A 15,002-nucleotide genomic window follows, 5' to 3' on the forward strand; every position below is an offset into this window, starting at 1 on the left:
GAAACTTTCAAATAATTACAACGTCTCCTTCAACCATCTAAAAAATTCACCTTGCCAAACCTGTGCATTCTGAGGTTTTAACACCCAGTGGTTTTCATCAGGAAACAATACAAACCTGCTTTTGATACCTCTCAGTTGAGCAGCTTGGAAAGCCTCTTGTCCTTGCCCGATTGGAACTCTATAATCTTTTCCGCCTTGAATGATTAAGATAGGAGTATTCCATTTTTCCACCATTTTGATAGGGTTGAATTGCGAGAACGTTTTTTGAGCAACCGCATTGTCCTTTTCCCAATAAGCACCACCGTGGTCCCAGTTATTGAAGAAAACTTCCTCGGTTGTTCCGTACATGCTTTCCAAGTTGAAAACACCACAATGCGAAATAAACGTCTTGAAACGGTTGTTGTGGATTCCTGCCAAATAGAAAACAGAATACCCACCATAACTCGCTCCAATGGCACCTAATCGTTTGCTATCCACATATTTTTCTTTGGCAACATCATCAATAGCCGAAAGATAATCCTGCATCACTTGTCCGCCCCAATCCTTGCTGATTTGCTCGTTCCATTCTACACCGTGACCTTGCATTCCACGACGGTTCGGAGCCACAATAATATACCCTTGAGCAGCCATTACTTGAAAATTCCAGCGGAAAGAATAAAATTGCGTCAAGGCACTTTGTGGTCCACCTTGGCAATATAATAAGGTTGGGTATTTTTTATTTGGGTCAAAATTTGGCGGAAACACTACCCAAACCAACATTTTTTTACCGTCGGTTGTGGTAACATAACGTCTTTCGGTTTTGCTTAAAGCCAATTTACTGTAGGTTTCATCGTTCACTTTTGTCAATTGTTTCCAACTGTTTTTCTTCAAATCAAAAGAAAAAATCTCCGAAGCATGGTTCATATCCGTTCGGGTCACAATCACCGAAGAACCTGAAAAACCTACAATTTCATTTACATCAAAATCACCTTTTGTAAGTTGATTTACCGTAATGGCAATTCTGGTCAAACCAGGAAAATTCACTTCAAACAATTGTTTAGTTCCGTCAACTGGAGCCAAAAAATAGACTTTCTTTCCATCGGCACTCCAAGTAAAAGCATCTACCGTTCCGTCCCAACCAGCAGTCAGGTTGATGTCCATTCCTTTAAAACGGACGATGATATCATTTTTATCGGCTTCATAACCGTCGCGTTTCATTTGCAACCACGTTAAATTTCCGTCGGGCGAAAATTGTGGAGCTGTATCATAACCCAAATTACTTTCGGTTACATTCTTTGTGGTTTTCGAAGCCAAATCATACTCATACAAATCCGTATTGGTTGAAATGGCATATTCCGTTCCCACTTTTTTCTTCGAAACATAGATGATTTTCGAACCGTCAGGCGACCAAATAAAATCCTCATCACCACCAAAAGGCTTCTGTGGACTATCAAAAGGTTCGTCCTTCATGATGTCAATCCCAACGGCATCTTTTTTATATTCTTTATAGAAAACGTGGTTGTGTTTCCCCTCGTTCCAAGTGTCCCAATGGCGGTAATCCAAAGCATCATAAACTTGAACTTCCGATTTGTCTAAAGCAGGATAATAATCTTTTCCAAGTACTTTTTCAATTTTCACTTCTTCGCTGTAAACATACCATCTTCCATCAGATGAAAACCCCTTATCCTTCAAAAGTGAGGCATAATCGGTAATTTCAACCGCATTTCCGCCGTTTACCGGAATGGTATAAAATTTAGAATTCGATTTGTTTTCTTCCACCGAAGGAATCGAAACTTTATAGACAATATTTTTATTATCTTTCGATATTCCAAGTGCCGAAACACGTCCCAGTTTCCACAACAATTCAGGTTTCATCACGTTTTGTGCAACAGCATTCATACTCATCATACTTATAATTAAAAGCAAAAATTTTCTATTCATAATTCAGGTTTTTACAAGGGCTTAAAAGTAAGTATAATTTAGCAGTGCATCAAGAGGATCAGGATAATTTGGGCGTGCCACCCTTTTCAAAAAGGCAAATTCAGTTTGTCCATAGCCTTTTTGAAAATGCTGTCGGGCTTTCCGTTCCCAATCTTTTCTTTTTTTAAAGAAAAAAAAGAAAAGGATTTCCACTTCAATCCCTCACGCTAACGAACGGACGAAGTAATCCCTTACGAGCGAACGTATGAAATAATACTTTACCTAAGGAGAATTTCCTTTAAGTTAAATATTGTAATTACGACGAAGGAAGCAATCACAAAATCTACTTCCTTGCTCTGCGAAGTCTCTCTACTTCAAACCAGATTATCTTTAATTTTTTTAGTTGTATTGAGTGTGAAGTCGATAGACTTCGCAGAGCTAGGACTTTTGAAGCGGAATTATAAATCCAAGCTATCGTTTTGTAAAAGAGAACATCTATTGAATGTTTTTACACAGTTCATCTAACAGTCTTAAAACTGTATAGTCATCTCTTCAGTAGTTTTAATATCCGAATATTCTAAAATCAAATTAATAGGGTAAGTAATTATTCCAAAAAAATATGTTGGGGTAGTCGCATAATCATTCATTGCGACAATATCGTCTATATCTTTTCTAAAATCGTAATAGTTTTTGAAATAAACATCTTCGATTTCATAAAATATAACTTTCTTTTTCAACGTCTTGTCTTTCTTTGAGATTGATTCTTCTGTTCTAAAAATTGTTTCAGGATTTGGTTCATAGTCGAAATAAGTATTAAAAAGTTTGTAGTGATCGGAAAATTTTTTTGAAATTTTCTTATTCCTGTTGAAAATCAGTTTTGGACGGAGACTATCTAAGATTTTCACATTCGTTCTATATAATTCACGCAATACTTTCAAATGCTCGGGGCCATATATCTTCACAGTATCGTTATCTTCAAAACAGATTGACCTTATTGTTTTATTGCTATCATAGTCAACCTCAATCCGATAATACTTGGGTTTACCTGGATAGGATTTTATATCGTCAGTAATATGAAATAATTCATTCATTATTGGGTCGAAATCGACCACGTTTGAATAGTTATCTTTAATAATAAGTCCTAAGGAGACAAGAAACACATTTACAAAGCAGATATTTAATAATATTGCTAAAATTGCTTTTTTAAAATTTTTAGTAAGTGCTATTGGAAGAAGAAATAATATCGAAAAAAACAGTATTGCATTTGTTAGGTTAGAAATAAAATAGAAAGTATAGTTTTCTGTTTTTAGGAAAAGGTTTGAGAAAATTAAAATTGGGATAAAATAAAGAGTCCCAATTATATAACAATAGGAAAATATATGCCAAAAAACAAAATATTTGTTTGTCAGTTTTAGAGTAAGAGAGTTTATTATGCAAAAAGGCATTATCAACATTAGTATGACATAAATCGCTTTATAACCAGCTTCATAGGAAGGTGAAGAAAAACCAAAATGCACTAATAGTAAAAGAAGCGTATAAAATATTACTTTGCTCGCTTGATGAGGAAGCCCTTTTGCTATAAATAATCTATAAAAATACTTTGGACGTGCTAAAAATAAAGGAATTTCGGCCAGCCACTCGAATACATTAGCAATCGAAATATTATCTATTATATCCTTAAGAAACTTCGGTATATCCATATCGGTGCTAAAAGGTTTGCCATAACTTACATATACCAGAAACAAACTTTCGCCTATACAGCCAAATCAAGATTGTTATCCGATATAAAAGTTAATTTTATTTTGTACTAAAGTACTCTTTTCCATAACAATTACAAACCTACAACCCCAAAACAACCCCTCATTACGGTTTTCCGTAAAACCCATAAAAAATCCCAACAACTTCCAAAATCAAAAATCGCTATTCAAAAATCTTCAATCAAAACCAAAATCCACTAAATTTGTTTTTCAAAATACTCCAAAATGAATCTAAGTTATTGGGAACTAAAAAACTGGTTCACAAATGTTGATTATGCCATTGTAGGCAGCGGTATCGTCGGGCTTCATACAGCTTTAAACTTGCGTGAAAAATTCCCAGAAAGTAAGATTTTGGTGCTCGAAAAAGGAATGTTGCCACAAGGAGCCAGTACCAAAAATGCAGGTTTTGCGTGTTTTGGAAGCCTTTCGGAAATCATCGATGATTTAAAATCACATTCAGAGGAAGAAGTGATTCAGCTGATTCAAAAGCGTTGGCAAGGTTTGCAATTGCTACGAAAAAGATTGGGCGATGCTACGATAGATTTCAAACCTTATGGCGGATATGAATTGTTTTTGCAGGAGGATGAAAGTAGTTTACAGGAATGTACTTCCAAAATGCCTTTCGTAAACGAAATCCTGAAACCACTTTTCAAGGCGGAAGTTTTTGCCAAACAAATTGACCGTTTTGGATTCCAGAACGTAAACGAATATTTGTATTACAACCCGTTTGAAGCCCAAATCGATACGGGAAATATGATGCAGGCCTTGTTGAAAATGGCGGTTTCGCAGGATATTTTAATCTTAAACCAGCAAACCGTTACTTCTTATCACGAGAATTCTAATGGAGTAGAAGTGGCACTTGGAGATTTTACCTTCCAAACTAAAAAACTGCTTTTTGCCACGAATGGTTTTGCAAATTCGCTGACCAACGGAGCCGTAAAACCAGCAAGAGCACAGGTTCTGATTACGAAACCTATTCCAAATCTCGACATCAAAGGAACGTTTCATCTGGACAAAGGCTATTATTATTTCCGGAATATCGGCGACCGGATATTATTTGGCGGAGGCCGAAACCTCGATTTCGAAGGTGAAACCACAACCGAATTCGGCGAAACAGAAATCATCCAAAACAGGTTGGAGCAATTGCTAAAAGAAGTAATTTTGCCTAACCAGGAATTCGAAATCGAACACCGTTGGAGTGGCATCATGGGAATGGGTTCGAGCAAAAAACCCATTGTGGAGCAAATCTCCGAAAATGTGTATTGTGGCGTGAGGTTAGGAGGAATGGGAGTTGCAATTGGTAGTTTGATTGGTAAGGAATTAGCGGAATTAGTTGGATAAATTCCAAAAAGCAATTTCCAAAAAACAAATAAGCTCCAAAACTAGAAATTTCAATTTTCGAAACCTAGAAACCGAATTTTATGCGTTATCAAAGGATTTGAGATTTATAAAATTGAAATTTATTTGTTTTTTGGAAATTGTAGATTGGAATTTTAAAACATATTTATGATAAAAAAAATATTCAGATTCTTGTGGAAAGCGATGCTTTACTTCTTCGTGATTTCTACTTTTTTAGTGGTGTTATTCAAATTTGTCCCAGTTCCGTTCACACCTCTGATGGGAATTCGTGCATTGGAACAAAAATCGGACGGAAAGGAAATGACCTGCAGTCATGATTGGGTTCCGTTAGAAGAAATTTCTCCAAACATTCAAAAGGCAGTAATTGCCAGTGAAGACGCCAATTTCCTCACGCATTATGGTTTCGATTTTAATGCGATTGAAAAAGCAATGGAAAACAATGAGAAAGGAAAAAGACTAAAAGGGGGAAGCACGATTTCGCAACAAACTGCAAAAAATGTCTTTCTTTGGCAAGGCAGAAGTTATATACGAAAAGGTCTTGAAGCTTATTTCACTGTTTTGATTGAGTTGATTTGGGGAAAGGAACGGATCATGGAAGTCTATCTCAACAGCATTGAAATGGGAAGTGGCGTTTATGGCATTGAAGCCGCTGCGAATCATTGGTATGGAAAAAAAGCCGACAATTTATCCAAAAGAGAAGCGGCGGGAATTGCGGCAATACTTCCAAATCCTAGAAAATTCAAAGCGAGTAATTCCTCAGGTTATACCGAAAGACGAAAAAGCAGGATCATGAAACACATGCGTTATGTGAAACTAGAATATTGAGGTATGCTGAAAAAGTCACTCCTGCTATTTTTGTTTGTGTCTTGCTATGTTTTGGCACAAAAAAAGCCAACCGAAATAGGAATTGTTTTCGATAATGACTTATATACTTCTACAGTTAACGATAAATATTATACCAACGGGTTTGAGTTTTTTTACCGCTATCTGATTGATCATAAAAATGAAAAGGTCAATAAAAAAATTATTGAATTTCGTTTAGGACAATATATTTATAATCCCCAGACGATTCGTGCAGGTGATATTTTCAAAAACGACAGGCCATTTGCAGGTTATCTTTTTGGTGAAGCAGGGTTGAATACTTTTTATAATAACCAATCGGTTCTAAAAATCAATGGACAAATCGGGTATGTTGGTCCGAATGCTTTTGGAGAAGAAGTGCAAAGGGGTTTTCACGATGTTTTTGGATACCGAAATGTTTATGGATGGCAGTATCAAATAAAAAATGCTTTTGCAATACAGGCAAATGTTTTTTATTCGGTGAAATTATTTCCGAAGAAAGAAAGCCAAATTGATGCACAGTTTCAAGGAGAAGCAAGTGTGGGAACTATTTTTAATTCAGTAACCGTTGGTCCTGTTTTTCGATTCAGTCTAAAAAGATTACTTCCGGTTTACAATTCCAATTTATACGATGGCTCGCTTCGGGCAGATAAAAACTATAAGGAAGAAAGCGAATTTTATTTTTATGCTTCGCCAAAGGTCAATTATCAGGCTTATGATGCTACGATTCAAGGAAGCATGTTTAATGACAATAGTCCGGTGACTTTTCCGTTGGAACCTTTTCGGTTTAATGCAGAAGCCGGGTTGAAGTATAGAAAAAACCATTGGAATTTATCGTATTCTTTTTTGTTTAGAGGAAGAGAAGCGAAGAATAATGTTATTGAGGATTATTTTTATGGTTCGATTGGGGTTGGGTATTTGTTAGATTAAAACCGTATGAGTTCTTTTTTTTCTTAAATTTAGGCGTCCAAAATTCTACAAATTATGAGTGCAAATTACAAATATGCTACGGTTTTAGAAGCTATAAAACAATTGCGGCAAGACGGTTTTACAATTGATTTCAATATTGAAAAAAATGCTTTGGCAACAAATACCAACCATTATACCCATGATGAGTTTGAGATTACACAAGTTTATAGGTATGAAGGCGATTCAAGTCCGGATGAAGAAGCAACCGTTTACGGAATTGAATCCAAAGACGGCTTGAAAGGAATTCTAGTTACCTCTTATGGGATGTATACGGAATCAGCTTCGGAAGAATTACTTCAAAAATTAGCTCTAAAATAAAAAAGCATCCGTCAATTAAGGCGGATGCTTTTTGTTTAAGCTTGCTTTTTTTAAATTTTATATGGCAATTGTTTGAATCCCATATTATAAAGCGTAAACGCTTGCATGTCTACAATTTCCTCAATAGTTTTAGAAACCGGTTTTCCAGCTCCGTGGCCTGCATTGGTTTCAATCCTGATCAAAACTGGATTCGGACCTGTTTGCTTGTCCTGTAACTCGGCAGCAAATTTGAAACTGTGTGCTGGAACCACACGGTCATCGTGATCGCCAGTTGTTACCAAAGTTGCAGGATATTTTACACCTGATTTCACATTATGAACGGGAGAATATCCTTTCAGGTAATCAAACATTTCTTTAGAATCTTCGGCGGTTCCATAATCATAAGCCCATCCGGCTCCAGCCGTAAAAGTATGATAACGAAGCATGTCTAAAACTCCAACCGCTGGTAAAGCTACTTTCATCAAGTCTGGTCGTTGTGTCATTACGGCACCAACCAATAAACCTCCGTTTGAACCTCCACGAATGGCTAAGAAGTCGGATGAAGTATATTTTTGAGCAATCAAGTATTCGCCAGCGGCAATGAAATCATCAAAAACATTTTGCTTTTTCAACTGTGTTCCAGCATCATGCCATTCTTTTCCGTATTCTCCACCACCACGTAAATTTGCTACAGCATAAACACCGCCTTGTTCCAACCAAACAGCATTTGAAACACTGAAAGCTGGTGTCAAGCTCACATTAAAACCACCATAGGCATAAAGAATGGTTGGGTTTTTACCGTTGAGTTTCAATCCTTTTTTGTGGGTAATAATCATAGGAACTTTTGTCCCGTCTTTCGACGTATAAAAAACCTGCTTGCTTTCATAATCGGCAGAATTGAAATCAACTTTTGGCTTTTCATATTCTTTTGATGTTCCAGTTTTTGGATCATAGGAATAAATAGTTCCTGGAGTGGTATAATTGGTAAACGAGTAATATAAAGTCGTTTCTTCCTTTTTACCTCCAAACCCTCCAGCCGAACCTACGCCAGGAAGTTTTACTTCACGAATTAATTTTCCGTTGTAGTCATATTGCAACACTTGCGTCACGGCATCTTTCATATATTCTGCAAAAATAAATCCACCACCTGTGTTTGCCGAAAGCACATTCTTAGTTTCTGGAATAAAATCTTTCCAGTTTTCAGGAGTTGGATTTGAAGCATCAACAGTTACAATTTTTTGGTTTGGAGCATTTTTGTTGGTAATGATATACAACTTAGAACCTACATTTTCAATGATGCTGTTGTCGGTTTCAAAATTATCTACAATCGTGACAATTTTGCTATCAGCTTTGCTCAAATCCTTGATATATAATTCATTTCCAGAAGTAGAAGTAGAAGCCGAAATAATCAAATACTTGTTGTCTTCTGTAACCCCACCACCAACATATCTTCTTTTTTCTTGGTCGCCAAAAATCACCTTATCTGATTTTTGCGACGTTCCTAATTTATGAAAATACAATTTGTGTTGATCTGTTTTTGCTGAAAGCTGACTACCTTCAGGCTTGTCGTAGCTTGAATAGTAGAAACCTTCATTTTTATACCATGAAATTCCGCTGAATTTTACATCCACGATTTCGGCTTCCAGCTTCTTCTTGGTTACAGCATCAAGAATCGTGATTTTGTTCCAATCGCTTCCTGCTTCAGAAATAGAATAGGCAACTAGAGAACCATCTTCTGTAAAGGAAACACTTGCCAATGAAGTAGAACCATCTGCCGAAAATGTATTTGGATCAAGAAAAATTTCTTCCTTGCCATTCTTGTCTTTTCGGTATAGTACGGATTGATTTTGCAGTCCGTTATTTTTGTAATAATAGGTATAATTTCCTCTTTTAAATGGAGCTGAAATTTTCTCATAATTCCAAAGTTTCTCCATTCTTTCTTTCAATTGCTTTCTAAACGGAATTTTCTCCAGATAATTGAAAGTAACTTCGTTCTCGGCTTTTACCCATGCCGCAGTTTCGGCGGATTTATCATCTTCTAGCCAACGATACGGGTCTTGGATTGTTGTTCCAAAATAGGTGTCGTTTACTATTTTCTTTTCTGTAACAGGATATTTTAATTGTCCAAAGGATGCGATAGTTGAAGAAACCACCATTGTTACTATTATTTTTCTCATTATTAATAAATTGGTTTCTACAAAAATAGCGAAATCTAATGTTAGGATTTAGTTAAAAAGCGGAACGTATTGTCTCCAATGCTTGTAAATCAAAATTCCAGTTAGTGTGGCTGTTACCAATGCAGGAATGACACCCGAAAAATCAAGATAAAGGTGAAAAAGTAAAATGTTTACACAAATTGGTGCTAAAATCACGAGTGCAAAAGCTACCCATTTTTTGGCCAGCAAAAGAATACTGATTGCAATTTCTAAAAAGGCCACCACTGGAAAAACATAATCAACTTGTCCGAAAGATTCAATTAAATTACCTGCTGGAGTTGGGATAAACTCAAAAAATTTATTCAATCCCGATACTAAAAGTATAACTCCCAATAAAATTCTTACGATTTTTGTAAACATTGAATTCATAGTAAATTGTTTAAAGGATTATTAATTGCATAAATTTAACAAATATTTTGTAAAATATTGATAATTAATTCTGTAAAAAATTACATTAATAAAAAAAACCGTTCGCAATGGAACGGTTTTGAGTACAATTTAAATAAGTGTTTTATTCCACGGTTACAGGAAAAACAACCTGTATATCCGTTTCTCCACCAGCATTTGTGATATCTCCCGAAGCAACATTTGCTCCAGCTTTGTTTGGTTCGTGTCTTAAAATCACGGTCAAATTTCCAGATTGTGGATTGGCAGAAGCTGTAAATTTAAATTCCAAACCAATTGGATCTCCATTCACGTCTTCGTCAGCATAAGCAAATGTTCCAGACAAGCCTCCTGTTGCACTAAAAAAGAATTGGTGCTCGTCGCCTTCTTCTTCCACTTCTAGTGAAATATTATCTACTGGATTTGTCAGTTCGTTTAATAAGGAAACCGTTCCGTTATAAGTTGTTAAAGCCGAAACGCTTCCTGTTGATGTGATTACTGGAGCATCTGGACCGTCTCCATCCAAATCCCTTGAGGTTAAAACTACGGGATTTCCGCCACCTTCAGGAGTTAGTGTTACGGTTACAGTCGTGATTACTTCTTCTTCATTTACAGGTTGACTTGAGTTGTCATCACTTGAACATGAGTTGAAAGAAAGTAAGGCGATGAAAGCGAATGGTACTAATTTAAGGGTTTTCATTTTGTGTAAATTTTAATTTTTAATAATTGAATTTTAATTGAACTGTGAAATTCCGACCCATATCGTCTGTATAAAAACGTGTACGGTTGAGGTAATCCCGATAGTTCGTGTTGAATAGGTTTTGGATAGTAAATCCGATGGTAATCTTAGATTTTTCAAAAGCAGCAAAGGTCATTTCAGAGCTGAAGTGCAATTGATGATAGCCTTTCGGAGGCTGGCTGATTTCAACCAGAGTCGGAACAAATTCGCCATCAACAGGAACATCGGCAATAAAATCATTGTTTGGGAAACGTTTTTGCGTAAAAACCAATTCACTTTTTAAGCCTAAAACCAAATGATGCCACTCTTGTTTTTTGAATTGAATTTCGTTGTTCCAATTTACAGGAGGCATATCAATCAAGGCTTCTTTGTTGTTTTGGTCTTCTCCATAAACATAAGCAAAAGTCGAATGATAGTTGAAGTTTTTTGCAAAATCATAATCTGCATTGATGTCAATTCCCATTAATCGTGCATTGACTTGGCGGTATTCCCAAACCGGAAAAGCTCCTCTGTTGGATTGCTCCAAACCTGTTGGTTCCAGCAAAGTAAAGTCATTGATGAGATTCAAATAAGGATTGATTTCGAATGCAAATTTAGCAGAAGTATGAGCCAAAGTCGTTGAAATTTTAATCGCTTTTTCTTTTTCCAAACGCAAATCGCCTAATTCTATTTGTCCTGTAGAATGATGCAATCCGTCACTGAAAAGTTCCGACGGATTCGGGCTTCTACTCGCCAAACTCAAATTGGTAAACCATTTCAAATTTGTATTGATTTGGTATTTTGTCCCGATGCTTCCCGAGAAATTATGATAGGTAAAAACAGGATTGGTTTTCCATTGGTTTCCAACTTCTCCGATAATGATATCTGAAAAATCAGCATCGTAATTCCGCTCGTTCCATCTGGTTTGAAGGTAAAATTTCGTGGCATCGATTCGGCTGAAATCATAGCGGAATCCGGTTTCAAGTTCTAAATTTTCGCTCAAGGCAAAAGTGCCAATACCGTAAACACCCGCTTCATATTTGTCATAATCGGGAATCAAGGGCCGAACTCCCGTATCCGTATCAGCAAAATTGTTTTGAAAAACGCCACTAATTCCAAATTTATATTTTGAAATTTCACTCGAAGAAGTTTCCAAATCCACCAACATCAAATGTGTTGATAAAGACAAATCCAGGGAAGGTTTATTTCTGGAATCGCCTCTTCTGATGTCATATTCCAAACGGTTGTTCAGCTGAAAAGCATATTGCAAAGTCAGTTTCCCGAAGTCAGAAAAAGTATGATAATAGTTCAGTTTGCCCAAATAATGTTGCACTTCCTGTTTTGGAGCATTGATGTTATACGTGAAATCGTTGATTACCGATGGTTTTCCAGTGTTGATGGCATTCACCAAATCGGCAATGTTTCCGGTATGGGAAGCTCTTAAAATCCCAATTGTAGCATTGTAATAACTGAAAAACCCCGAGAATCCTGAATTTTCTCCTTTGAAACCAATTCCGCCAGAGAAATTTTTCTCACGGTTTCCAGTATTCGAGAGTATATAATCCGGTGCTTCAACATCTCCAAGATACTTGAAAGTGCCTTGCAAGTTCCAATTCCAACCCGATTGATAACCTTTAAAAAGCGAAGAAGAAATACTTCCGCCTCGACCGTTTGAAGCTCCGTTCAGGATGGTTTTTCCGTAAAGCGTATCTTTTACAGGAATGGGTAAGGGCTCAATAATGACTACACCACCAATTGCATCGCCACCATATTGCAATCCCGAAGCACCTTTAATGACCGAAACTTTTCCAGCCGTATTGATGTCGAGATTTGGAGCATGTTCCAATCCCCATTGTTGGTCTTCCAGACGAACATTGTTGTTGATGATCAGAACCCGACTGCTGTGCAAACCGTTGATGATTGGTTTCACAATCGTGTTTCCAGTCTTCAAGGAAGATACGCCACTGATTTCCTTCAAGGCATCGCCCAAACTGCCACTGCTGTATTTTTCGAGTTGGTCAATCTTGAGTTCTTTCCTGTCGGAAGTTGCATTGGTCTTGATGTTTTTGTCCTTTATTTCAATTTCCGAAAGAGCCGAAATGTCTTCCTTTAATTGAATGTTCAGTACGACATCTCCATCAATATCTTGCGAAAATTCTACCGTTTTGTATCCAATATAGGAAACCACGATACGATTTTGGCCGAAAGGCACGTCTATCGAAAAGTTTCCAGCCGGATCACTAACGGCAAAATTCTGACTTGCATGAACATGAGCTCCATCAAGAGGTTCGTTTTTTTCGTTTGTAATCTTCCCGCTTACTTTGTTTTGGGAATATACAAACGATTGGTTTCCAATAAATAGGAAAACAAGTGCTATGAAATAACGCATTGGTTTTTGAAAAATCTAAAATGATAATTAGGACAAATTTTCAACAGAAAATCGTCCGATAAAGAGCAGGATGCTCCAAATTAATTAGCAGATAGAAGAAGGTGGACCCCGAAGAGTAGCCTGACTTCCTGAAAAAACGGAAGGTATTTCAGTATAAAAAAAGCTATAAGCTATAGCTTCAAAAGAAGTTTTGAATTGAAAAGAAGTAAATTCTGTTCCGATGAAACTGCTAAAAGTAAATTCGCAGACAAAACATTTTTCGTGGTTGTGGTCGTTTGCGTGAACGTCTTTTTTGGAAGAATCAACGTTGGTGAATGTTACTTTTTCTTCTAAAATATGCCCATACGAATGTAGTGATTGAAACAGTATCGCAAACAATACGGTAATCATCAAGGAAAGATTTAGTATGGCAAATTTTTTCTTCATCCAAATGCAAAGGTAATACGGGAATAAAAAAAATGGTTTTATTTTAACATTTTAAAATGAAAAAACCATTAAGATATTAAGTTTCATTAAGCTTTGGATTGGCTTAATTGTCTTAATATCTTAATGGTTTAAAAAATATTTATTAAAAGTGAAAACGTTTAAACCAAATTATGAGCCACCAAATACTCCGCAATCTGAACCGTATTGGTTGCAGCTCCTTTTCTCAAATTATCCGCTACAATCCACATGTTTAAAGTGTTCGGCTGGCTTTCGTCACGACGAATTCTTCCCACAAAAACTTCATCTTTTCCTTGTGCATATTTTGGCATCGGATAGGTATAGGTGTCGGTGTTATCCTGAACTACAATGCCATCTGTTTCATGCAAGATTTGGCGAACATCATTCACATCAAAATCATTTGAAAATTCAACATTCACCGCTTCACTATGACCTCCAACGATTGGAACTCGAACGGCAGTTGCAGTAACGGCAATGGTTTTATCGCCTAAAATTTTCTGAGTTTCACGAACCAATTTCATTTCTTCTTTCGTATAACCGTTGTCTTCAAAAACATCACATTGTGGAATGGCGTTTCTGTGAATTGGATATTTATAAGCCATTTCGCCTTGAATTCCAGCATACTCGTTTTCTAATTGTTGAACCGCTTTCACACCAGTTCCAGTAATAGATTGGTAAGTAGAAACAATGATTCTTTTGATATTATATTTTCTATGCAAAGGAGCCAAAGCCAAAACCATTTGAATGGTCGAGCAGTTTGGATTTGCAATAATTTTATCGTCTTTTGTCAGTTCCGATGCATTGATTTCAGGAACAATCAGTTTCTTATCAGCATGCATTCTCCAAGCCGAAGAATTATCGATAACGGTAGTTCCTGCAGCTGCAAATTTTGGAGCCCATTCCAAAGAAGTTTCTCCACCTGCCGAAAACAAAGCAATATCGGCTTTCATATCAACTGCCGTTTGCAAACCAACCACCTTATATTTGATACCCTTGAATTCGATTTCTTTTCCAACAGATCTTTCGGATGCAACTGGAATCAATTCGGTTACAGGAAAATTTCTTTTTGCTAAAACTTCAAGCATTACTTCGCCAACCATTCCGGTAGCTCCAACGACAGCAACTTTCATATTGATATTTTTTAAGATGGATGTTTTTTTTTCTGACTGCAAAAGTAAATAATAAAACAATTAAAAAAACGAATTTAAAAAATATAACAAAAAGTTATAAAAAAGAAGAACCATTCAAGTTAATGAATGGTTTAGTTAGAATATATAATGTAGCGGAAATATCTTAAGGTCTGTTTTTCAATGCATCACGGATTTCCATCAATAGCTTTTCTTCATTTGTTGGAGCTGGTGGTGCGGCAGGAGTTTCTGCTTCTTTCTTTCTGGAAGCATTGATTCCTTTGATCACTAAAAACAATACAAAAGCGACAATTAAAAAGTTGATCACAGCAGAAAGAAACATACCGTATTTTACCGAACCAAAAATGGTAAGCTCTTCTAATTTTGTAAGATTTGCAGCCTCTAAAGCCGGTTTCAATAAAAGTGGTGTAATTACATCTTCAATAAACGAAGTAACAATCTTGCTAAAAGCAGCACCAATGATAACCCCTATAGCAAGGTCTACCACATTGCCTTTCATTGCAAAGGCTTTAAATTCTGACATCATTCCCATAATAATTTTTGTTTTAAGTTAATTGGATAGCTAATTTAATTAAAAATTTA

The 15,002-nt window shown here is 36.3% G+C and carries 13 protein-coding genes; 4 read left to right on the forward strand and 9 right to left on the reverse strand.

The genetic code is table 11. The features are described 5' to 3' along the window. Positions 1–15: 15 nt before the first annotated feature. Entirely contained in the window at positions 16–1,920 is a 1,905-nt protein-coding gene (locus tag G508_RS0114865; RefSeq protein ID WP_035694922.1) for a S9 family peptidase, read from the reverse strand. A gap of 509 nt (positions 1,921–2,429) precedes the next feature. Beyond that, entirely contained in the window at positions 2,430–3,599 is a 1,170-nt protein-coding gene (locus G508_RS0114875; RefSeq protein ID WP_026706064.1) for a hypothetical protein, read from the reverse strand. A 282-nt stretch (positions 3,600–3,881) separates the two neighbouring features. Between G508_RS0114875 and G508_RS0114880 the strand changes: the two genes are divergently transcribed. From G508_RS0114880 to G508_RS0114900, 4 genes are all read left to right on the forward strand, one after another. After that, complete coding sequence (locus tag G508_RS0114880; protein ID WP_026706065.1) at positions 3,882–4,997, forward strand: NAD(P)/FAD-dependent oxidoreductase; 1,116 nt, start codon at positions 3,882–3,884, stop codon at positions 4,995–4,997. 165 nt (positions 4,998–5,162) lie between these two features. Then, positions 5,163–5,840, forward strand: coding sequence for a monofunctional biosynthetic peptidoglycan transglycosylase (gene mtgA, locus G508_RS0114890; RefSeq protein WP_026706066.1), 678 nt, complete (start codon positions 5,163–5,165; stop codon positions 5,838–5,840). Positions 5,841–5,843: 3 nt separating this feature from the next. Next, on the forward strand, positions 5,844–6,785 hold the full coding sequence (locus G508_RS0114895; RefSeq protein WP_026706067.1) for a lipid A deacylase LpxR family protein: 942 nt from the start codon (positions 5,844–5,846) through the stop codon (positions 6,783–6,785). A gap of 54 nt (positions 6,786–6,839) precedes the next feature. Continuing rightward, positions 6,840–7,142 (forward strand): hypothetical protein, encoded by a 303-nt coding sequence (locus G508_RS0114900; protein ID WP_035694925.1) that lies wholly within the window; start codon positions 6,840–6,842, stop codon positions 7,140–7,142. Between the two features lie 50 nt (positions 7,143–7,192). On the opposite strand, the gene G508_RS0114905 is transcribed toward G508_RS0114900, so the two are convergent. From G508_RS0114905 to mscL, 7 genes are all read right to left on the reverse strand, one after another. After that, positions 7,193–9,298 carry a prolyl oligopeptidase family serine peptidase gene (locus G508_RS0114905; RefSeq protein ID WP_026706069.1) on the reverse strand — a complete coding sequence of 702 codons (2,106 nt, stop codon included), beginning with the start codon at positions 9,296–9,298 and terminating at the stop codon, positions 7,193–7,195. Positions 9,299–9,346: 48 nt separating this feature from the next. Then, positions 9,347–9,706 (reverse strand): DoxX family membrane protein, encoded by a 360-nt coding sequence (locus G508_RS20150; protein ID WP_026706070.1) that lies wholly within the window; start codon positions 9,704–9,706, stop codon positions 9,347–9,349. 142 nt (positions 9,707–9,848) lie between these two features. After that, a complete protein-coding gene (locus G508_RS0114915; protein WP_026706071.1) occupies positions 9,849–10,421 on the reverse strand; it encodes a hypothetical protein in 573 nt (190 codons plus the stop codon). A gap of 19 nt (positions 10,422–10,440) precedes the next feature. Then, complete coding sequence (locus G508_RS0114920; RefSeq protein ID WP_026706072.1) at positions 10,441–12,828, reverse strand: TonB-dependent receptor; 2,388 nt, start codon at positions 12,826–12,828, stop codon at positions 10,441–10,443. 84 nt (positions 12,829–12,912) lie between these two features. Further along, the gene (locus G508_RS0114925) at positions 12,913–13,254 is read right to left on the reverse strand and encodes a hypothetical protein (protein ID WP_035694931.1); all 342 of its coding nucleotides are present in this window, start codon (positions 13,252–13,254) and stop codon (positions 12,913–12,915) included. 158 nt (positions 13,255–13,412) lie between these two features. Beyond that, on the reverse strand, positions 13,413–14,402 hold the full coding sequence (locus G508_RS0114930; RefSeq protein WP_026706074.1) for an aspartate-semialdehyde dehydrogenase: 990 nt from the start codon (positions 14,400–14,402) through the stop codon (positions 13,413–13,415). Positions 14,403–14,565: 163 nt separating this feature from the next. Then, the gene (gene mscL / locus G508_RS0114940) at positions 14,566–14,952 is read right to left on the reverse strand and encodes a large conductance mechanosensitive channel protein MscL (RefSeq protein ID WP_026706075.1); all 387 of its coding nucleotides are present in this window, start codon (positions 14,950–14,952) and stop codon (positions 14,566–14,568) included. Positions 14,953–15,002 lie beyond the last annotated feature (50 nt).

The organism is Flavobacterium soli DSM 19725, from assembly GCF_000422705.1.
Lineage (GTDB): Bacteria > Bacteroidota > Bacteroidia > Flavobacteriales > Flavobacteriaceae > Flavobacterium > Flavobacterium soli.

What these genes read in the sequence shown, in the direction of transcription:
- G508_RS0114865 (WP_035694922.1), bottom strand. Translation starts at nt 1,920, where the DNA reads ATGAATAGAAAATTTTTGCTTTTAATTATAAGTATGATGAGTATGAAT.
- G508_RS0114875 (WP_026706064.1), bottom strand. Translation starts at nt 3,599, where the DNA reads ATGGATATACCGAAGTTTCTTAAGGATATAATAGATAATATTTCGATT.
- G508_RS0114880 (WP_026706065.1), top strand. Translation starts at nt 3,882, where the DNA reads ATGAATCTAAGTTATTGGGAACTAAAAAACTGGTTCACAAATGTTGAT.
- mtgA (WP_026706066.1), top strand. Translation starts at nt 5,163, where the DNA reads ATGATAAAAAAAATATTCAGATTCTTGTGGAAAGCGATGCTTTACTTC.
- G508_RS0114895 (WP_026706067.1), top strand. Translation starts at nt 5,844, where the DNA reads ATGCTGAAAAAGTCACTCCTGCTATTTTTGTTTGTGTCTTGCTATGTT.
- G508_RS0114900 (WP_035694925.1), top strand. Translation starts at nt 6,840, where the DNA reads ATGAGTGCAAATTACAAATATGCTACGGTTTTAGAAGCTATAAAACAA.
- G508_RS0114905 (WP_026706069.1), bottom strand. Translation starts at nt 9,298, where the DNA reads ATGAGAAAAATAATAGTAACAATGGTGGTTTCTTCAACTATCGCATCC.
- G508_RS20150 (WP_026706070.1), bottom strand. Translation starts at nt 9,706, where the DNA reads ATGAATTCAATGTTTACAAAAATCGTAAGAATTTTATTGGGAGTTATA.
- G508_RS0114915 (WP_026706071.1), bottom strand. Translation starts at nt 10,421, where the DNA reads ATGAAAACCCTTAAATTAGTACCATTCGCTTTCATCGCCTTACTTTCT.
- G508_RS0114920 (WP_026706072.1), bottom strand. Translation starts at nt 12,828, where the DNA reads ATGCGTTATTTCATAGCACTTGTTTTCCTATTTATTGGAAACCAATCG.
- G508_RS0114925 (WP_035694931.1), bottom strand. Translation starts at nt 13,254, where the DNA reads ATGAAGAAAAAATTTGCCATACTAAATCTTTCCTTGATGATTACCGTA.
- G508_RS0114930 (WP_026706074.1), bottom strand. Translation starts at nt 14,402, where the DNA reads ATGAAAGTTGCTGTCGTTGGAGCTACCGGAATGGTTGGCGAAGTAATG.
- mscL (WP_026706075.1), bottom strand. Translation starts at nt 14,952, where the DNA reads ATGGGAATGATGTCAGAATTTAAAGCCTTTGCAATGAAAGGCAATGTG.